Below are 19,912 nucleotides of genomic sequence, written 5' to 3'. Positions count from 1 at the left end.
TCAATTGCCAATCACTGTGCGGATGTCATCTTCGGTTTGCGGACCGAAGCGCGTCTCTATGAGCTCACCGCCCGGGCCCACAATAAACGTAGCCGGCAGGGCTACCGGCATATTCCAGCCAAAATCCGACGCCGGGTCTTGCGCCAGCATGGCGTATTCGATGCCCATTCGTGCGCCCAAATCACGCAAAGCCTCGCCCTCGATACCATCGAAATTCACGCCCAGTACCGCAATATCCGGCGCTTTGTCGAGTTGGTTCAGTTCGGGAATTTCCTCAAGACACGGTTTACACCACTCAGCCCAGTAGTTCACCAGCACCCATTGCCCACGATAACTGTCCCAGCTTTTCAGGGTGCCGTCGGCATGCTCCAGCTCCACTTTGCTGCAACCGGACATCGCCAACCCCGCACTCAGCACCAGAAAGGCTAACCAGCGTGGGCGAGGTACTGACGGGGAGATTCGTGGGATGGACAGGTACCGAGGGTACTGCAAGGCATTTCCTCCTGTTAGACTACGCCCCAAAATAGACCGCAATCACGACTGTTAATCGAGCATGACCATGACAGAACAAACCCGTATTTTCCATAACCCACGGTGCTCAAAATCACGCCAGACCCTTGAGCTGCTTCAGCAAAAAGGTATCGAACCCGAGATTATACGCTACCTGGAGACGCCTCCGACAGAGCAAGAGCTTCTACATATTCTTGATCTGCTAGGCTGCGAGCCTCGGGAACTCATGCGCACCAAGGAATCTGAATACAAAGAGCAGAATCTGGCCAACCCGGAGCTGACCCGCGAACAGCTCGTTCAAGCCATGGTGACAACGCCTAAGCTTATCGAGCGACCCATCGTTCTGGCGAACAACAAAGCGGCGATCGGCCGCCCGCCAGAAGCTGTACTCGACATTCTTTAAAGAAGCCCCTGCAGGAGCCAGGCATGAGCGATTCCAGCCCTTACATTCTTGTTCTTTATTACAGCCGAAACGGCCAGACCGCTGAAATGGCTAAACAGATCGGGCGCGGCGTTTCCCGGGTGTCGGGGCTGGAAGCGAAAATTCGCACTGTGCCTCCTGTTTCGCCCGATACCGTGGCCAGCCAACCTGCCGTGCCCGACACCGGCGCACCCTACGCCACACGGGAAGACCTGGCCAATTGTTCAGGCCTGGCTCTGGGTAGCCCTACCCGTTTTGGTAACATGGCGGCACCGCTCAAACATTTTCTGGATGGCACCGGAGACTTGTGGCTCAACGGCAAACTCGCTGGCAAACCGGGCGGCGCCTTTACCTCAACGGGCAGCTTGCACGGTGGGCAGGAAACTACCTTGCTGACGATGATGGTGCCCCTGCTGCATCACGGCATGGTACTGTGCGGCCTCCCCTATTCCGAAAGCGCCCTGAACGATACCAGTACCGGTGGCACGCCCTACGGGCCCTCTCACTGGGCCGGCACGGGTACCGAGCAAGCTCTGAGCGAACATGAACGAACGCTGTGCCAGGCTTTTGGCGAACGCCTCGCTCGTTTGGCACAAAAACTGTCTGACTGATTTTCACAACGACGTTAACTATCCGGAACCCTTTATGCTTCATAACGAAAAAGCCAAAACCACCGCACGTGTGACCAGCGGGCTCTATCTTGCCGTATTGGCTACACTGGTTCTGACAACGTTCTATCCGGCACCGGTTGAAGGGGTTTCCATTGGCCTGATGCTTTCGGTCAAAGTACTGCCTCTGCTGGCGTTTATCATCCCGGTCTTCCGTGGCCACAACCGCGGTTATATCTGGATGTCGTTTGTGCTGATTTTTTACTTTACCCAAGCGGTTGTCTCCGCCTGGCTTAGCGAAGGCGCACTCGGGCCCGTCATCATGACAGTGCTGACGTTCCTGCTGTTCACTGTGGCCATGATGCACTTGAAAGTGAACCGCCCGATAACCGCGTAACGCACCCCAATTGAGAGGCAATACGGATGGCTGATCAAACCCTCGCGATACCCGCGCCGCCCCATCACCGCACACTCACATTGAGAGATGTGTGCACTGCGCTGGTGGAAAGCGAGGAAATCAGTCAGCAGGATGCTGAAAAAGTACTGACCGCTAATCTGGGTTCACCCTCCGAAGGCCCGAACCACACATCCAGACACCCGCTGGAACTGGTGGCCATCGCCGGCCTGAACAGCCAGATTGACGGGCGCACACTGGATCTCGAACGCCTGACCCACTGGTTGGCAACCTGGGGCCAGCAAGACTACTACCACATTGATCCACTGAAGATTGATACCCCGGCTATCGCCCGAGTCATGTCTTATGCTTTCGCCCAGCGCCACGGCATTCTGGCGGTCGAGATCACTGACGACGAAGTCGTGATCGCCAGCAGCGAACCGTTCAAACGGGAATGGGAAGGCAACCTGAGACAAGCGGTTCGCAAAGACATTCGGCGCGTGGTCGCCAATCCGGAAGCCATCCGTCGGTATACCGTCGAGTTCTACCAACTGGCGGCTTCGGTCAGCAAAGCCGGTGGCGGCGCGAAAGCCGGGCCAGCCGGCAACCAGAATCTGGAACAGCTGTTGGATCTGGGTTCCAGCGATAGCGCGGATGCCAACGATCAGCATGTGGTCAAAATAGTCGATTGGCTGCTGCAATACGCCTTCGAGCAGCGCGCCTCGGACATTCATATCGAGCCTCGCCGCTCAGTCACTCAGGTGCGGTTCCGTATCGATGGCGTGCTGCACAACGTGTACGAATTCCCCGAGCACGTAGGCACGGCCATTACCAGCCGCCTGAAAATTCTGGGTCGCCTGAACGTTGCCGAAAAACGGCGTCCTCAGGATGGCCGAATCAAAACCCGCAAACCAGATAACCGGGAAGTAGAGCTCCGCCTGGCCACCATGCCCACCGCCTTTGGCGAAAAAATGGTGATGCGGATATTTGATCCGGAAGTACTGCTGAAATCGTTTGAACAACTCGGTTTCAACAAAGACGATCGAAGCCGCTGGCACAGCATCACGTCTCGCCCTCACGGCATTGTGCTGGTGACCGGCCCCACCGGCTCCGGCAAAACCACCACCCTGTACTCCACCCTGAAACAACTGGCGTCTCCGGAACTGAACATTTGCACCATCGAAGACCCCATCGAGATGGTCGAGCCAGCCTTCAATCAGATGCAGGTTCAGAACAATATCGACCTCACCTTCGCGCAGGGCGTCAGAGCTCTGCTTCGCCAAGACCCAGACATCATCATGATTGGGGAAATCCGGGACCTGGAAACCGCGGAGATGGCCGTGCAGGCCGCCCTGACCGGGCACTTGGTGCTATCGACACTGCACACCAATGATGCGCCGAGCGCCATTACCCGATTGATGGAACTGGGTATTCCACCCTACCTGATTCGCGCTACCGTGCTCGGAGTGATGGCCCAGCGACTGACTCGCAATCTTTGCCCGCATTGCAAGCAACCGACCGAAGCCGACGAGCAAGCGTGGCAAACCCTGACCCGCCCGTGGAAAGCGCCGGCACCCAGGCAGTTTTTCCACCCTGTGGGCTGTTTGGAATGCCGGAATACAGGCTACATGGGGCGTTCAGGGGTTTATGAAATCATGACAATGTCAGAGAACCTGACCCGCCAGATTACCGATCGCTGCGAGTTGGAGGCCCTGAGACGGGACGCGTACAAAGAGGGCATGAAATCGCTCAGGTTAAGCGGTGCCCAGAAAGTGGCAGCCGGGCAAACCACCGTTGAAGAAATTCTTCGGGTGACGCCGGAAAGCCAGCGCTGATCAGGCTCCGGGCCGGAGGCCACACTGGGCCAACAGGTCCTGCCAATGCCGAGTGTGCCGCATCATCGCCCGGTCCAGCTCACGCCACAGGCTATCGCCGGAATCCTCGGAAAGATGCCGGCGATACCAGCGTTCAAACGTATCCGGCATCACACCCTTTTGCTGTTCCGCCAAACGCGCAAATCCAAGAATCAAACTATCGCGAGCCCGGCTCACGGCGCTCATATAAGGCTGGACTTCTCCGATATAGATCTTGAAAAAGAAACTTTGGACAATATTGGACTGGTTATTGGGCTTGCCGTTCAAGCACAGCGGCTGCTCCTCGAGCCTCGCCTTCAACGTGTCGGTACCTGCATTCAAAGTGGCAATCAACAAGCGCGCGCTATTGATCGCCTGTCCTGCTAAAAACTGCGCCTGCCACCGTTGATGAATCTGCCCCAGATCACTCAGCGCCACAGTCAGCTGCTGATCGTTCAGTGCTTCAACCATAGCATTCAACTGATCCAGATCCAAAGCCAGATCGGCCACGGGGTTTTGCTCGGCCGTTACAGGGAAATAGCCTTTGGACAAGGTAAAGAGCTTTTCGATCTCTTCGGTGCCCCAGGTGGCGTTCCAGACCGCCAGCGGAAGTGTCTGGCGCTTACTGGCAATAGCCTGCTCCAATGTGTTTTGCAACTCATCGTCGTCGATCTGTTGCACACAACGCTCGGCACTTCGGATAAAACGGATCTCGTATCGCAGACGGTTGATCGGCTGCATGACCCGACCCATCACCGAATTTTTTTCGCCCACCACATACTGGAGTTCGCAGCCATACAGAGAAAGAAAATCGAGCATCCCCAATTCCAGCTTGGGAATTTCGAGAACACGGTCGCGGCGCTTGGGAAGGGTGGTTGCGCTGGGCAATTCTGAAAGCGTGGTTTCGGCGGGAGTGTCGAGCACCCGAGCCAACCGGCTCAGGTACTCATCCATCATTGGCTCTGCGTCGGTAAACGGGTTGCAACCGCTCAGAAACAACACAAGCATGCCCGGAATCAGACATCGTCTTCTCCTGTCACCGGGCATCTTTCAGACCTCCTAACGTTTGCGCAGGAGTGCATCAACCTCCGCAAAATCCCGAGCAACAAAACGATCGGTCTCGGGAATGTTGCCTTCGCGTATCAGCCAAGCGGTTTTCATGCCCGCCTGCTCGGCGGCTTCCAGCTCTGCTTCCACATCCGACAGGAATAGCACCGTCTTGGGTTCAACGCCAAGCTCGGCAAGAATGTTGTGGTAGGACTGCGCTTCTTTTTTACCGCCAACCTCAGTATCAAAATAGCCGGAGAAAAACGGGGTAAAATCCCCTTCATTACTGTGGCCAAAAATCAGCTTCTGGGCTTTAACCGAGCCGGAGGAATACACGAAAAGGCGCAAGCCACGGTCATGCCACCGCTGCAGGTAGTCAGCCGCATCCGGGTATATATGCCCCTTCAATTCACCACTGCGGTAACCTTGCTCCCAGATCATGCCTTGCAGAGCCTTGAGGGAACCCTCTTTACGATCCTCGGCTATCCATTTTTGAAGAACCGCAATCAACCCCTCCACATCTTTGCTCTCGACCCCACTTGTTTCGGCGACGACTGCTAACTGTTCGGATACGGCACGGGTGGTGTGGTGATGCTCCCGAACGAACTCCGGCAAGTGTTTGCTGGCGTAGGGAAACAGCTCATCGTGTACAAACGAAATCGAGCTGGTGGTTCCTTCAATGTCGGTCAAGATAACGCGGATCATGCCTTCACTCCTGCCAAGGCTTCGTACCTTGGAATCTGTGCAGCAATATCTTCGCCGGTAAAGCTGGCCACCCACCCCTCAGGATTGGTGAACAGGCGAATACAGGTAAATTCCGGTTCTGCGCCCATATCGAACCAGTGGCGCGTTCCATTCGGGACACTGATCAGATCGTTTTTCTGACACATGACCGCGTAGATCTGATCGCCAAAATGCAGATAAAACAAACCTTGACCATGTACGAAAAACCGCACTTCGTCTTCACTGTGGGTGTGCTCATCCAGAAACTTTTTACGAAATTCGGCTTTCTGCGGATGCTCCGGAGTCAGGCTGACCACGTCAGCGGTCTGGAAACCACATTCTTGTTTGAGCCGATTCACATCGTCAGCGTACACCGACAAAATCTGCTCCTGACTGGCGCCAGCCGGAAGATCACGAGTGGGCCAACGCTCAAAGCGAACACCCTGCTCCTGCAACGTGTCACGAATCACTTGCGGGTCAGACGTGACCGTATGAGCGGTGTCTGGCTGATTCTGATTGAAAATGCTCAGGGTGGTCATCGGCAAATTCTCATGGTTTCAAGTTCACATTCAAAGAGGAATTCAAACGCTTCAACATGGCGCAAGCAATCCGCCATAGTCGCACCCCACGTGTAGAGCCCGTGGCCCCGAATAAGATACCCGGGCTGCTCCGGATGATGCTGGAACCATTCCCGAGTTCGTTCCGCCAGCGCTGGAATGTCCTGGGTGTTGTCAAAGACAGGGATTCTCAGCCGGCCGTCGTGGCTTTCTACTCCCGGAAAGGCCTTCTGGAGCTCATACCCTTCCACTTCAAAGGGCGCTCCGGCTTCAATCAATCGGCTTAATACAGTCGCCTTTACCGAATGCGTATGCAAGACAGCGCCAACATCCGGATAGATTTGATAGAGCACGGTGTGCAGGAGAGTTTCAGCAGAGGATTTCGCACAACTCTGGACAGGGTTGCCATCAAGATCCACCACCATGACATCGTTGGTGGATAGCTGGCCCTTGTGCCGGCCCGATACGGTGATGGCAACATGGTCGTGGTCAAGGCGAGCGGAATAATTACTGCTGGTGGCGGGAGACCAGCCACGGTCGTACAGAAAGCGCCCGGCATCGACAATAGCCTGAGCCGCTGTGGCGTATCGGGTTACATCAAACATTGGCTCACTCCCGGTTAGAGTTGGCCCGTCGGGGCAAAGATCGGCCGCCATTATAGGGCGGCCGATCGCTCCGGCAAACCGCTTTATCCGGCGGTCAATGGCAACCTGCGCTGCCGTTTTCCGGTCAACGCGAACAGGGCATTACCCAGGGCAGGAATGACGGGCGGTACCCCCGGCTCACCGACACCCGTGGGTTCAATTTCACTCTCCACAATATCCACCACCACTTCCGGCACCTGATACATCCGCAGCACGCGCGAGTCGTGGAAGTTGCTTTGCTGAACCTCGCCGTTCTTGAAGGTTATTTCTCCGAACAGTGCGGCACTCAATCCAAACAGAATACCACCGGAGATCTGGTCTTCGACCACTCGAGGGTTCACCACCTGGCCGCAATCGACACTGCAGGTAACCTTATGAACCTTGATCTCACCATTTTCGATGCTCGCCTCGACAACCTGAGCCACGTACGTTCCGAAAGACTTGAACAGGGCGATGCCTCGGGCCCGCCCTTCGGCCAGCGGTGTTCCCCAACCTGCCAGTTCGGCTGCCCGGTCAAGCACCGCACGATGGCGCGGTTCATTGTCCAGAAGTTTTCTGCGGAACTGCAGCGGATCTTCCCCGGCCTCGTGAGCCAGTTCGTCCATAAAGGTTTCTACCGCAAAACCATTGTGGGAGTACCCAACAGAACGCCACCAGGTAATCGGAACCCCCGGGTCAGTATGGGTATGGCGAACACTGACATTCTCGACCTGATACGGATACCCGATGGCTCCCTCAATGGCGGAAATATCTTTCGGTGTTGCAATCCCCTCCGCCATCAGGCCTACCCGGCCCAAGGTGCTGTACAGAAACTGCGGCGCCCAAGGATACTGAGCAGGTGCCGCATTGCGCACATACCAATCCAAAATCTGAGGGCCGACAATCTGGTGGTCCCAGCCGGTCAGTTCACTGTCTTTGAAGCTGGCTTTCATCCGATGCAACATCGCCGGTCGCCAGAAGCCGTGACGAACATCCTCTTCCCGGGACCAGATCAACTTGACCGGCTTTTTGATCTTATAGGCAACAATGGCAACTTCTTCGACATAATCCTGCGTCAAACGTCGACCAAAACCGCCGCCCAGGAAGGTGGTATGCACCGTGACATCACCCGGCGACAGGCTTGAGTGACGGGCGGCCGCGATACGCGCCAAATCCGGAGCCTGAGTCGGCGCCCACACTTCCATGCTGCCATCACGGTACCAGGCCGTTGCGTTCATGGGCTCCATGGCCGCGTGATCCAGATAAGGCTGTTCATATTCCGCCTCAACCACACGACTGGCGCTTTCAACGGCATCTTCGAAATCGCCGTCGGAGCGCTCCTGAGCACCCGAGTCTTCGCTCGCCGCCTCGCGATAGCCTTCGAACACCTGATCGTTATCCAGATCGATCGCTTCGGAGAAATCCCACTCAATATTCAAGGCTTTTTGCGCCTTGCGCGCCCGCCAGTATCGGTCGGCAACCACGGCAACACCGCGCTCGGTGATGAAAGCGTCCAATACTCCCGGCCACGCCAGCACGTCGCTCCGGTTAAAACCGGTGGCTTTACCACCATAACGAGGGCAACGCGTCATGACCGCATACACCATCCCCGGCAACTCAACATCGATGCCATAAACGGCTTTACCGGTTGCCTTGGCTTCGGTATCCAGCCTCCGCCCTTGGCGCCCGATGTATTTCCATTCGGAGCGCGGCTTCAAGGCCACATCACCACGGATAATTTCCTTGTCCGCCAGCTCTACCAGCTGGCCGTAGCGCAGCGAGTCGATGCCATTGGGATGCACAACCCGGCCATCCTGAGTACTACACCCTGCCGCCTCTACCTTCCAGACACGGGCTGCCGCCATCATCAGCATTTGCCGTGCCGAGGCGCCCGCTTCACGGAGCGGCTTCCAGCTGGTTGCCACACTGGTGCTTCCACCGGTCAACTGCAGGCCAAACAGAGGGTTGCGATATTCCGAAGCCACCGGCGCAAACTTCACTTGGATTCGGGCTGGGTCAACATCCAGCTCTTCGGCAACCAAGGTGGTCAAACCGGTGTATGTGCCCTGTCCCATTTCCACACGGGCCAGAGTAAAGAAGATTTCGTCTTTCGTGGTCAGCTCGAGCCAAATATCCGGCGACCATTGCCCTGTCTCTTCCTCGTAACCGGTCTTAATAGTCGAGCAACCGGGGAGCGAGACGGCCAGCATCAGGCTACCGGACGCAGCGGTACTGACTTTCATGAAGTCACGGCGATTCATCGTCATCTCAGGCTCCTCCCTGCTCTGGCTCGTAATGGCCAACGCCATCAACAACCGATTCAACGGCCGCAACAATGCGGGAGTATGTGCCACAGCGACATAGGTTGCCGGCCATCGCCGCCACAATTTCTTCTCTCGAAGGGGCTGGCGTGTTCGCCAACAAATGGGCCGCTGTCATAATCTGACCTGACTGGCAGTAACCACACTGGGGCACGCCCTCAGCAACCCAAGCCTTTTGGAGCGGGTGCAACTCGCCGTTTTCAGACAAGCCCTCGATGGTGGTTATGTCAGCACCGTCCAGATACTCAACCGGTGTGGAGCAGGAACGGGTTGGCTGGCCGTTAACATGCACCGTACACGCACCGCACAAACCGGCCCCACAGCCAAACTTTGTTCCTTTGAGACCCAGCTCATCCCTCAACACCCATAACAAAGGGGTATCAAGTTCTACGTCCAGACTATAGTGCTGGCCATTTACTGTCAGGCTTAACGCCATGTTCCACTCCCGTATTATTTTAATCCGGCTGCCAACAACCGTTACTTGACGACTTCGTTGCCGCTTTTATCCACCCAGATGTCTCGATCTCCAGAGTCCATCTTTCCGTTCGAATTCCAAACTTCGCGGTTCTGGGTAGCCTCTTCCACTTTACCGTTGTCGTTCCAGATCACGCGGTCTTTACAGCCCGCCAAAGTGAACAGGGCCATCATGACCACAATTGCAAAAGAACGTTTGTTCATTGATGCCACCTTTATCTACTGAGGGTTCCTGAGCCGGCCCACAACACCCGTTCAGGAGCCACCGTGAATTTCTCTGTTCTGCTGTTTTTCATGATCGCTCTTGCGCACCATAACGTAGACCGCTCCGGTGCCACCATGGCGCTTTTGCGCAGAATGAAACGCCAGAACCGCATCCAGCTCTGGCAACCATTTCGCCAGGTAACTTTTAAGCTGAGCAATGCCGTCTGGGTTGCGCTCCCCCTTCCCATGAAGAATGATGACAGAACGCAGCCCGTAATTTACGCAATCCTTGACGAACTGGAACACCTCTTTTCGGGCCTCTTCGACCGTCATTCGGTGCAAGTCCAGCCGAGCCTCAATAGGGTACTGCCCCAGCCTGAGCTTTTTAAACACGCCATGCTGAACCCCGGGCCGCTGCCAACAAAGCACATCGTGCGCCGTGAGCGGCTCGACCACGTCCGCCGTTAACGGATTGAGATCACGGACCTGCGCCTCAACCGCGGCTTGTTGGCGAACCAAGTGCCCGGGAGTGAGTTCCGTGCGTGCCACCACATCAGCACGATTCGGTTTACGTATGCGCCGCACATCTTTCATTTCTTCAAGGAAAGCCAGGCGCTCATCTTTGGAGGTCATAACACATACGAATCCAGATTGACGAGTAACAGGACTCTACCACTGCACAGGCATCCCATAAAGAAATGCTCTCGCTCACTTAGGACGAAAATCGAAGGGCGCTGCCCTCGTTCAGTGAACTACACTTCTGAAAACGCATATTAGTGAAGTAGCATCCCTGTAACCTTCCTTGCTACCGAGCATGACGGATTTCCCTATGACTGCCGACACTCCTGACACTCCGCTGCCGCAGAATACCCGCGCGATCATGACGTTTTTACGCGAGCACGCACCGTTCTCGAATATGGATGACCCACATCTCGCCCATTTTGCCGAGAACGCCAAGCTCACTTTTTTCAGTGACGGGGAGGAAGTCCTCTCGCCCGAAGGTGGTGTCGTGAAAGACTTCTGGGTGGTTAAGCAAGGCAGAATCCGAGGAGAACGATTCAGCGAAAAGGAAAATCGGGCTGTAACCACCTTCGAAATCAGCAAAGGCGAATGTTTTCCCCTTGCCGCACTCATTGGCGAGCGCCCGACTCGAACTCTGCACCGGGCTTCAGGCGATACCTTTTGTTTAAGTATCGGCCATGACGCATTCGTGACGCTGTTTGCGGAAAGCGAAACGTTTCGGGATTTTTGCCTGCGCGGCGTCAGTAGCCTGCTTGACCAGGTCAATCAACGCATTCAATCAACCGCGATGGCGTCCATCGGCTCCAGTGACAGCCTCGACACTCCGCTTGAGCGTTTCGCGCTGCGCGCCCCTATCGTGTGCACGCCTGACCTCCCGGTCAACGAAGCTGTCGCCAGGATGCACGAGAACAATGTCGGTAGCATTGTCGTCACCGACGACAAGCAGCAACCAACCGGGATTTTCACGCTCCGCGATTTGCGTATGCTGGTCGCCGAGGGAGTGGACTCACTGAGTAAACCGATCAGTCAGGTGATGACACCAGACCCATGCCGGTTACTGGCGACAGAGCATGCTTTTGACGCTGCCATGCTGATGGCAGAGCATCATTTTGCTCACGTGTGTGTGGTCGATGATAACAACCGACTCATTGGGGTTGTTTCCGAGCGAGACCTGTTTTCATTACAACGTGTCGATCTGGTGCATCTGGCCCGGACCATCGGCACTGCAGCCCACCTGAACACGCTCGTTAGTCTTCGCACCGATGTCTCCCGACTGGTCGATACGATGCTTGCCCACGGCGCGGATTCCGGTCAGGTCGTTAAAATTATCACCACGTTGAATGATGTCACCGTGCGCCGGGTACTGGAGCTGAACCTCAAACAGAATGATCCCGGTGTTTCGTTCACCTGGTTAACCTTTGGCAGTGAAGGCCGCCAGGAACAAACCCTGCTGACCGATCAGGATAATGGCATCTTGTTCGCGACTCCCGAGGGTATGACGGAAGATCAAGTCCGAGAAAAACTGCTTCCTTTTGCGCGCAAAGTGAATGACGAGCTGGCCCGATGCGGCTTTACGCTGTGCAAAGGCAACATCATGGCCAGCAACCCCAAGCTTTGCCTCAGTGAAACGGAATGGGACGACTGGTTTCAGCGATTTATCGACGCATCCACACCCCAAAACCTGGTCTACTCATCCATCTTTCTGGATATGCGCGCGGTTTATGGCCCAGACGAGCCGCTAAGAAGATTGTTTGGCAGGGTACTGGAGCGTATTGCAAAAAACGCCCTGTTTCAGAAGATGCTGGCCGGAAATGCTCTCCAGCGGAAGCCGCCCCTCACCATGTTCCGTAATTTCCGCTATCTGAACGATGACAACAAAAAAGTGCTGGATCTGAAGCGTCAAGGATTGGCACCGTTCGTTGAATCGATCCGGGTGTTTGCGTTGGCGAACGGTATCAAGGCAGCCAATACTCTGGAACGGCTGGATGAGCTTGCCAAAAAAGGGGTATTTGACAATAAAGACGCAGGTGCGTGGAAAGAGTCCTACAGCCTGATTCAAGCCATACGAATGCGGGCCCACCAAGACCTGCTGGCCAACGAAGAACCACTCACGAACTACATCGACCCGGACGACCTGAATCCCCTCGACCGGCGCATACTGCGAGAATCCTTTCGTCAGGCCCAGCGACTCCAGCAAAAACTGGAACTGGCATACCAACTATAGGCCTTGGCACCATCATGCTTTCAACCCTTAAACAATGGATTAATGCTAACCGTCACGCCAGAACGCGCATAGATACGGACAACCTGCCGACTCCTAAATCGGCAGGTGAGCAGAATCTTTTCAATTCTCGCCTGATCGTCTTGGATCTCGAAACCACCGGCCTGAACACCGCCAAGGATGAAGTTATCGCCATCGGAGCGGTGGCTATCGAAAAAGGCGCGATACATCTGGACGACCAGTTCGACCTGATTCTGCGGCGCCCCGAATTGGACATTCGTGAAACAGTACTGATTCACGGCATTGGTCCCGAAGCCCTGACGCAGGGCCAGGAAACGAAAGAAGCTTTACTGCGCCTCTTGGAGTGGATGAACGGCGACCCCATCCTTGCCTATCACGCCGCATTTGATAAGCGCTTCCTTGAACGAACCCTGAAGGCTCAACTCGGTTACTCCCTCTCCCACGTATGGATGGACGTTGCAGAACTATTGCCTGCTTTTTTTCCGAAAGCAGACCCTAAAGGCCGTGGGCTGGATCATTGGTCCGACTTTTTTGGACTGGAAGTAAGTGAACGGCATCACGCTGCAGCCGACGCGATGGTAACCGCGGAACTGACCTTGATCGCCCTTAACTCGGCCAAGAAGGCGAACGTAAAAACCCTAAAAGATCTGTCTCAAAAGCTACGTTATCAACGACGTTTACAGAAAATGAAGCGATTTTAGTTTCTTCGACCGCCTCCAAAAAAGCGTGTATCAGCGCGGCTTTGCAGCCGAATTAATAAGACCATTTGCCAATATCCATAATGTCATTGACGAGTAGAGTCGATAAAGACAACAAGTCAGAGAACAACACTATGAACAATAAATTCTCTAACCGCATTACCCAAAAAGATCGCCAGCCGAGCTTTACAACAACAATATGGGAGTGAGTGTATGTCAGGACATAGCTACGACGCTGAAAACTACTGGAAATCCAATCTTCGCCTGATCTTCGGAAGCCTGATCGTTTGGGCTCTGGTCTCATACGGCGCTGCAATTCTCCTACGCCCGATGCTTGCCGGCATTGAAGTAGGTGGTACCGACCTAGGCTTTTGGTTCGCCCAGCAAGGTTCCATCATCACCTTCATCATTCTGATTTTCTTCTACGCCTGGCGTATGAACAAAATCGATGAGAAATTTGGCGTGCACGAGGAGTAATCACCCATGAGTCAATTTGCAATTAACTTGCTATTCGTTGGGGGCTCCTTCCTCCTGTACATCGGCATCGCCGTTTGGGCAAAGGCCGGCAGTACCAGTGACTTCTATGTAGCCGGTGGCGGCGTTCATCCTGTGACCAACGGCATGGCAATTGGCGCCGACTGGATGTCCGCGGCCTCCTTCATTTCCATGGCCGGCCTGATTGCAGCAGGCGGTTACGCCAACTCTACGTTCCTGATGGGCTGGACCGGCGGTTACGTGTTGCTGGCGATGCTGCTCGCGCCGTACTTGCGTAAGTTCGGCAAGTTCACGGTTCCGGAATTCATCGGTGACCGCTACTACAGCTCAAACGCGCGACTGGTCGCGGTTATTTGTCTGATCGTTGCGTCGGTGACCTACGTTATCGGCCAGATGGCGGGTGCTGGCGTTGCCTTCTCACGCTTCCTGGAAGTTGACTCTACCAACGGCTTGATCATCGCCGCGATTGTTGTCTTCATCTACGCTGTAATGGGCGGCATGAAAGGCATCACCTACACTCAGGTTGCCCAGTACTGCGTACTCATCGTGGCTTACACGATTCCAGCGGTGTTCATTTCTCTGCACCTGACCGGCAACCCAATTCCGGGTCTCGGCATGTTCTCAACGCACACCGAATCCGGCTTACCGTTGCTGACCAAGCTGAACCAGGTAATCACCGACCTCGGGTTCAATCAGTACACTGCGGATGTCGATAACAAATTGAACATGGTGCTCTTCACCTTGTCACTGATGATCGGTACCGCCGGTCTGCCGCACGTCATCATCCGCTTCTTCACGGTGCCAAAAGTGTCCGATGCGCGCTGGTCTGGCGGCTGGGCACTGGTTTTCATCGCCCTGCTGTACCTGACTGCGCCAGCCGTGGCTTCCATGGCCCGCTTGAACCTGATGACCACCATCTACCCTGAAGGCACTCAGGCCCAGCCGATTGAATACGATCAGCGTCCGGGCTGGATTGCCACCTGGGAAGAAACCGGTCTGATTAAATATGAAGACAAAAACAACGATGGCCGGATCCAGCTGTATAACGACAAAAACGCTGACTTCGCCGCTACCGCTTCCGAGCGCGGCTGGGCAGGCAACGAAATGGTCGTTAACAACGACATCCTGGTATTGGCTAACCCTGAAATTGCCAACCTGCCGGGATGGGTTATTGGCCTGATTGCAGCGGGTGGTTTGGCAGCCGCACTGTCTACAGCCGCCGGCCTCTTGCTGGCCATATCCTCGGCAGTGAGTCACGACTTGATCAAAGGCCGACTCAATCCCAACATCAGCGATAAAGGCGAATTGCTCGCGGCCCGAATTTCGATGGCTGTCGCGATCGTGGTAGCCACATGGCTAGGCGCAAACCCACCGGGCTTCGCAGCTCAAGTGGTCGCATTGGCCTTCGGTATAGCAGGAGCCTCCCTGTTCCCCGCGTTGATGATGGGCATCTTCTCCAAGCGAGTAAACAACGTAGGCGCAATCTCCGGCATGCTGGCAGGTCTGACCTTCACACTGGTGTATATCTTCACCTACAAAGGCTGGCTGTTCATTCCGGGAACCAACACCTTGGCAGACACCCCTGAAAACTGGGTGTTGGGTATTTCCCCGCTGTCTATTGGTGCAATTGGTGCCATCGTCAACTTTGCGGTAGCCTTCGGAGTATCGAAAGTGACGGCTGAACCGCCGGTAGAAATTCAGGAATTGGTCGAAAGCGTCCGTTACCCTCGCGGTGCCGGCACAGCTCACGATCACTGAACTTCATGACGACCTGATTTGTCACCTACAATGACGGGTTGATACCGAACGGGCTTCCTCAGTGAGGAAGCCCGTTCTTTATTAAGGATACCGCTTTATGTTCTGGAATTTTGTGGCCACGATTTTCTGCGGGCTCGGAGCTGCAGGCATCGCAATGGGCATCCGTGCTATCACGGCGAAGAAGGCGCCCAGATGGATTATTCCGGTCTTTGCCGGGCTCGGTATGCTGAGCTATCTGGTGTATGGCGAATACACGTGGTACGACCACAAACAAACGCTGTTGCCCGAAGAAGCCGTGGTGGTCGATACGGAACGTGAACAGCAATTCTTCCGCCCGTGGACGTTTGTATTTCCTTACGTCACCGCATTTTCGGCCGTAGATGTTGAAAGCATCGCCCGGGACACTCAGAACACCGAGATTGTTCGTTTTACCTTGTACCGGTTTGAACAAACGGTGACGGATGCCGTTTCCCACCGCGTACATCTGATCAACTGCCAAACTCAAGAATTAGTCCCCCTAGCTAGCAACGGAAGCCCTCGGGTAGACAACCTGAAACGGCTCAATAACAACGATCCACTGCTTAACACTGTGTGTGGCGCCTGATAGACCTGACTGGATAACCGCAATACATGATTAGTGCCTGGCTGCTTGTCTTAATATCGATCACCTACATCTCACTGCTGTTCTTGATCGCCTGGGCAGGTGACAAGCATCCGGGGCTGTACCGACATAGATTGGCCCGCACCCACATTTACAGCCTTTCACTGGCTGTCTATTTCACCTCATGGACGTTCTACGGAGCCGTCGGGCGGGCAACTCAGGAAGGTTTCGGCTTTGCGTCGATCTACCTCGGCCCGCTCCTGGTTTTCCTCTTCTTCGCCCCGCTACTTCGGCGCATCATCCATATCAGCAAACGCAACAACAGTACCTCAATTGCGGATTTCATCGCCTCCCGGTATGGCAAATCCCAATTATTGGCAGCCATGGTTGCGGCGGTCGCACTGATCGGCAGCGTGCCCTACATTGCACTTCAACTTAAAGCCATCGCTCTTGGTTTCAGTGTTCTGTCAGAGAACAGCCACCCGCTGCCCGGACTCGGTACAACCTGGAATGATTCGGCTTGGTACATCACTCTCACCCTCGCCGTGTTCACGGTACTCTTTGGAACCCGGCATCTCGAATCCACCGAGCATCACCGCGGGATGATTCAAGCCATTGCGTTCGAATCTCTCATAAAGCTGGTGGCTTTCATCGCGGTAGGTCTATTCGTTGGTTACGGCTTATTTAACGGATTCGGCGACCTGTTCCGGCAGGCCGCCGACGCAGATTTGATCGGGACCCTGACCACCGCGAGTTTTGATGCACCGACCTTCATCACCCAAACTCTGGTCGCGATGCTGGCCATCATCTGCCTGCCGCGACAGTTTCACGTAATGGTGGTCGAAAACGCAGATCACCGGGACTTCGACGTCGCCCGCTGGGCCATGCCGGTATATTTGATCATCGCAACCGCATTCGTGATACCGATTGCCGCTGCCGGTCTTTTATATGCCGACAGTCTGGGTAGCAACCCCGATATTGTGATCCTGCAACTGCCGATCATGGCAGGAGAACAATGGCTCGCGGTACTCGCGTTTTTAGGCGGTGGCTCTGCCGCAGCAGCCATGGTCATTGTCTGCTCAGTTGCTATCTCCACCATGGTGAGCAACGAAATCATCATGCCCGGCCTGCTGAAATTCTTCAGACCCCGGATGAACCGGCGGGCGGATTTGAGCTACCTGCTACTCACCATTCGCCGCGTAGCCATTTTCGTCGTCTTGTTGACCGCCTACGCCTTCTATCGCATGGCAGGACAGGATTACAGTCTGACGGCTTTCGGCTTGCTGTCTTTCGCCGCCGCCGCTCAATTCGGACCGGCTCTGGTCGGTGGCATTCTATGGCGCCAAGGCAACGCAACAGGCGCAATCTGGGGGCTCGGCCTGGGCTTCACCGTTTGGTGCTACACCCTTTTACTACCGGCCCTGGTTTCCACTGGCTGGGTTGATGACGGATTGCTCAATAACGGTCTGTTTGGCTGGAACTGGACGCGACCAACGGCTCTGTTCGGCTCTGAACTGGAGCAAATGACCCACGGTATTCTGTGGAGCCTCGGGATGAACACCGCAACTTATGTATTGCTGTCGCTACTAACCCGCCAACGCATCCGGGAAAAGATTCAGCTTGCCGCGTTCTTCCAGGAGTTTGACCCCCGGCAAGATAGCCCTACCAATCAAGGTTGGCAGGGCGAAGTGCTGATTTCCGATCTGCAGGCATTAACGGATCGCTTCATGGGAGAAGAGCGATCGGAAAGCGTATTCCGCAACTATGAGCGCCGTAATGCGATCCGGCTCTACCCGCATCGGGAAGCCTCTACGCATCTGAGAAAATACATTGAACGGCAACTGGCCTCGGTGATTGGTGCCTCCACGGCACGGGTAGTGCTTGAATCTACCCTGACCGGTCGCGATATGCAGATCGAAGACGTTGTGAGCATCGTGGATGAAGCGTCTCAGGCCATGACCTTCAGTCGTGAACTGCTGCAATCGGCCATAGAAAACATCAGTCTGGGTGTCTCGGTGGTCAATCATCAACAACAACTGGTGGTATGGAACCAACGCTACCAGGAGTTGTTCAGCTACCCCAAAGGTTATGTTCGAGTTGGGCGCCCGGTTGAAGATCTGATGCGTTACAACCTGATGAACGCCAACCTGTCGGCCCGTCGCATTGATGAAATCATTGAAGACCGCTGCGCCAGCATGCGTGCAGGCGAACCTATGTCGTACGAACGCCAACGACCGGACGGGACGGTCGTGCGTATTGATGGCAGCCCGATACCCGGCGGGGGCTATGTCACTACCTTTCAGGACATCACGCCGATGCGGCGTACCGAACAGGCGCTCAAGGAGACCAATATCTATCTTGAGCAACGGGTGCGCGAACGCACACAGGAGCTTCAGGTTATCAATGAGCAAATGCTCAAAGCCAAGTCCGTTGCAGAGCAGGCCAACCAGAGTAAGACCCGGTTTCTGGCTGCGGCCAGCCACGACCTGTTACAGCCGTTGAACGCTGCCCGCCTGTTTACCTCGGCCCTGTCGGGAAAATCCGTAGACCACGAAACCTCTGAGCTGATTCAGCATATTGACAGCTCCCTGGGAGCTGCCGAAGAGATCATCAGCACTTTGCTGGATATATCGAAACTGGATGCCGGTGCACTCGAACCGGACATTACCGTGTTTCCGGTGAATGACCTGCTCAGCCACCTTGCCACCGAGTTCTCGGCCATTGCAAAAGATCAGGGACTGGAGCTCCACGTAGTGCCGAGCTCCGCTTGGGTCCGGTCTGATGCCAAGCTACTCAGACGCGCAGTGCAGAATTTTCTCTCCAACGCGATCAGGTATTGCGACAGTGGCCGCATCCTGATGGGCTGTCGCCGCTTGAAAGGGTATCTGAGGATCGAGATCTGGGACACCGGTCCCGGCATGTCAGAAGAACAGTTAACCCACATTTTCGAGGAATTCCGTCGTTTCCAACATGGCCAGGACAAAAAAGGGCTCGGGCTGGGTCTCGCTATCGTAGATCGCATCAGCGGTATGCTTAACCACCCGGTAACGGTTCTGTCCACACAAGGAAAAGGCAGTGTTTTCGGCATCACGGTACCTCTCACTGCAGCGGAAAAACCCCGCGCGGAGTCAAGCCGAGGCCAAGCCGTTTCCAGGCGAGTTGCAAGCCTGGGCGGTCTACACGTGCTCTGCATTGATAACGATGCTGCAATTCTGCAAGGCATGGTCGCCCTGCTCGGGAACTGGAAATGCGATGTGACAGCCTCAGAAAGCCTGGAAACCGCTCTCACAAAGCTGGACGGGCACAAGCCGGATATCATCCTCGCGGATTACCAGCTCGATGACAATCGAAACGGCCTGGATGCGATGGACAGTGTACGAGCGGAGCTTGGAAAGCACATACCCGGTATCTTGATTACCGGCTATATGGCACCTGAAGTTCGCGAAGACGCCATCAACCGTGCCTATCAGATTCTGTATAAACCCGTTAAGCCTGCCGCATTAAGGGCGTTGGTCAACAAGCTACTGAAGCAAGCAAAATAAGAAGGAAATGTACGGGTCATTGAGGCTCCCCTTACGGCACGAACCTTCCTCGTGCGCTTGCTTCATAGGCCCTACAGGTCCTGTGAAGGTGACGTCTCTGCAGGAGACCTCAGCCCTATCCTGCCGTCAAAACCATTGAACTGGTACAAGCCACTGCCGGGCTGGCGCAAGAGTCGGTCGATATTTTGGTTTCAGAAATGAAAAAACCCCAGCCTCTTTCGAAGCTGGGGTTTTGGTATTAAGAGTCTGACGATGACCTACTCTCACATGGGCAAGTGCCACACTACCATCGGCGCAGGCTTGTTTCACTTCTGAGTTC

Annotated in this window: 20 protein-coding genes; 10 read left to right on the top strand and 10 right to left on the bottom strand. The window is 55.1% G+C overall.

Going from position 1 to position 19,912, the window contains the following annotated elements; genetic code table 11:
• A complete protein-coding gene (locus Q9245_RS13320) occupies positions 1-396 on the bottom strand; it encodes a TlpA family protein disulfide reductase (protein WP_371824825.1) in 396 nt (131 codons plus the stop codon).
• 163 nt (positions 397-559) lie between these two features.
• Here Q9245_RS13320 and arsC point away from each other — a divergent pair, with 163 nt between their 5' ends.
• Genes arsC through Q9245_RS13300 form a run of 4 tightly spaced genes read left to right on the top strand, consistent with a single transcriptional unit; the run spans position 560 to position 3,768 of the window.
• Positions 560-913 (top strand): arsenate reductase (glutaredoxin), encoded by a 354-nt coding sequence (gene arsC / locus Q9245_RS13315; protein WP_305897646.1) that lies wholly within the window; start codon positions 560-562, stop codon positions 911-913.
• A gap of 23 nt (positions 914-936) precedes the next feature.
• On the top strand, positions 937-1,542 hold the full coding sequence (wrbA, locus tag Q9245_RS13310; RefSeq protein WP_305897645.1) for an NAD(P)H:quinone oxidoreductase: 606 nt from the start codon (positions 937-939) through the stop codon (positions 1,540-1,542).
• A gap of 34 nt (positions 1,543-1,576) precedes the next feature.
• Positions 1,577-1,936 (top strand): DUF2069 domain-containing protein, encoded by a 360-nt coding sequence (locus tag Q9245_RS13305; protein WP_305897644.1) that lies wholly within the window; start codon positions 1,577-1,579, stop codon positions 1,934-1,936.
• Positions 1,937-1,962: 26 nt separating this feature from the next.
• The gene (locus Q9245_RS13300; RefSeq protein WP_305897643.1) at positions 1,963-3,768 is read left to right on the top strand and encodes a GspE/PulE family protein; all 1,806 of its coding nucleotides are present in this window, start codon (positions 1,963-1,965) and stop codon (positions 3,766-3,768) included.
• Here the strand turns inward: Q9245_RS13300 and Q9245_RS13295 are convergent, their stop codons facing one another.
• The 8 genes from Q9245_RS13295 to smrA all read right to left on the bottom strand — a co-directional run bounded on the left by Q9245_RS13295 (position 3,769) and on the right by smrA (position 10,368).
• Positions 3,769-4,833, bottom strand: coding sequence for a DUF3080 domain-containing protein (locus tag Q9245_RS13295; RefSeq protein ID WP_305897642.1), 1,065 nt, complete (start codon positions 4,831-4,833; stop codon positions 3,769-3,771).
• Between the two features lie 12 nt (positions 4,834-4,845).
• Positions 4,846-5,538: an acireductone synthase gene (mtnC, locus tag Q9245_RS13290; protein ID WP_305897641.1), complete on the bottom strand. Its 693-nt coding sequence runs from the start codon at positions 5,536-5,538 to the stop codon at positions 4,846-4,848.
• Positions 5,535-6,095 carry an acireductone dioxygenase gene (locus Q9245_RS13285; RefSeq protein ID WP_305897640.1) on the bottom strand — a complete coding sequence of 187 codons (561 nt, stop codon included), beginning with the start codon at positions 6,093-6,095 and terminating at the stop codon, positions 5,535-5,537. Before Q9245_RS13285 ends, mtnC begins: the two co-directional genes overlap by 4 nt.
• A complete protein-coding gene (locus Q9245_RS13280) occupies positions 6,092-6,718 on the bottom strand; it encodes a methylthioribulose 1-phosphate dehydratase (RefSeq protein ID WP_305897639.1) in 627 nt (208 codons plus the stop codon). Before Q9245_RS13280 ends, Q9245_RS13285 begins: the two co-directional genes overlap by 4 nt.
• An 83-nt stretch (positions 6,719-6,801) precedes the next feature.
• A complete protein-coding gene (locus Q9245_RS13275; RefSeq protein ID WP_305897638.1) occupies positions 6,802-9,003 on the bottom strand; it encodes a molybdopterin cofactor-binding domain-containing protein in 2,202 nt (733 codons plus the stop codon).
• A 1-nt stretch (position 9,004) separates the two neighbouring features.
• A complete protein-coding gene (locus Q9245_RS13270; protein ID WP_305897637.1) occupies positions 9,005-9,493 on the bottom strand; it encodes a (2Fe-2S)-binding protein in 489 nt (162 codons plus the stop codon).
• Between the two features lie 41 nt (positions 9,494-9,534).
• Complete coding sequence (locus tag Q9245_RS13265) at positions 9,535-9,735, bottom strand: hypothetical protein (RefSeq protein ID WP_305897636.1); 201 nt, start codon at positions 9,733-9,735, stop codon at positions 9,535-9,537.
• A gap of 51 nt (positions 9,736-9,786) precedes the next feature.
• Positions 9,787-10,368, bottom strand: a complete 582-nt coding sequence (smrA, locus tag Q9245_RS13260; protein ID WP_305897635.1) for a DNA endonuclease SmrA — start codon at positions 10,366-10,368, stop codon at positions 9,787-9,789.
• Positions 10,369-10,564: 196 nt separating this feature from the next.
• Here smrA and Q9245_RS13255 point away from each other — a divergent pair, with 196 nt between their 5' ends.
• The 6 genes from Q9245_RS13255 (at position 10,565) to Q9245_RS13230 (ending at position 19,593) form a co-directional block, all read left to right on the top strand.
• Positions 10,565-12,481: a putative nucleotidyltransferase substrate binding domain-containing protein gene (locus Q9245_RS13255; RefSeq protein WP_305897634.1), complete on the top strand. Its 1,917-nt coding sequence runs from the start codon at positions 10,565-10,567 to the stop codon at positions 12,479-12,481.
• Between the two features lie 14 nt (positions 12,482-12,495).
• The gene (locus Q9245_RS13250) at positions 12,496-13,200 is read left to right on the top strand and encodes a PolC-type DNA polymerase III (RefSeq protein ID WP_305897633.1); all 705 of its coding nucleotides are present in this window, start codon (positions 12,496-12,498) and stop codon (positions 13,198-13,200) included.
• A 210-nt stretch (positions 13,201-13,410) separates the two neighbouring features.
• Positions 13,411-13,674: a DUF4212 domain-containing protein gene (locus Q9245_RS13245; protein ID WP_305897632.1), complete on the top strand. Its 264-nt coding sequence runs from the start codon at positions 13,411-13,413 to the stop codon at positions 13,672-13,674.
• A 6-nt stretch (positions 13,675-13,680) separates the two neighbouring features.
• Positions 13,681-15,450, top strand: coding sequence for a sodium:solute symporter family protein (locus Q9245_RS13240; RefSeq protein ID WP_199007483.1), 1,770 nt, complete (start codon positions 13,681-13,683; stop codon positions 15,448-15,450).
• A 97-nt stretch (positions 15,451-15,547) separates the two neighbouring features.
• A complete protein-coding gene (locus Q9245_RS13235) occupies positions 15,548-16,054 on the top strand; it encodes a hypothetical protein (protein ID WP_305897631.1) in 507 nt (168 codons plus the stop codon).
• Positions 16,055-16,080: 26 nt separating this feature from the next.
• Positions 16,081-19,593, top strand: a complete 3,513-nt coding sequence (locus Q9245_RS13230; RefSeq protein ID WP_305897630.1) for a PAS domain-containing hybrid sensor histidine kinase/response regulator — start codon at positions 16,081-16,083, stop codon at positions 19,591-19,593.
• 126 nt (positions 19,594-19,719) lie between these two features.
• On the opposite strand, the gene Q9245_RS13225 is transcribed toward Q9245_RS13230, so the two are convergent.
• A partial coding sequence (locus tag Q9245_RS13225) for a hypothetical protein (protein WP_305897629.1) occupies positions 19,720-19,912 on the bottom strand: 193 nt, incomplete at its 5' end.

This window comes from Marinobacter sp. MDS2 (assembly GCF_030718085.1).
Lineage (GTDB): Bacteria > Pseudomonadota > Gammaproteobacteria > Pseudomonadales > Oleiphilaceae > Marinobacter.
Note: the sequence above shows the minus strand (reverse complement) of the source record. Positions and strands in the feature narration are given on the sequence as shown.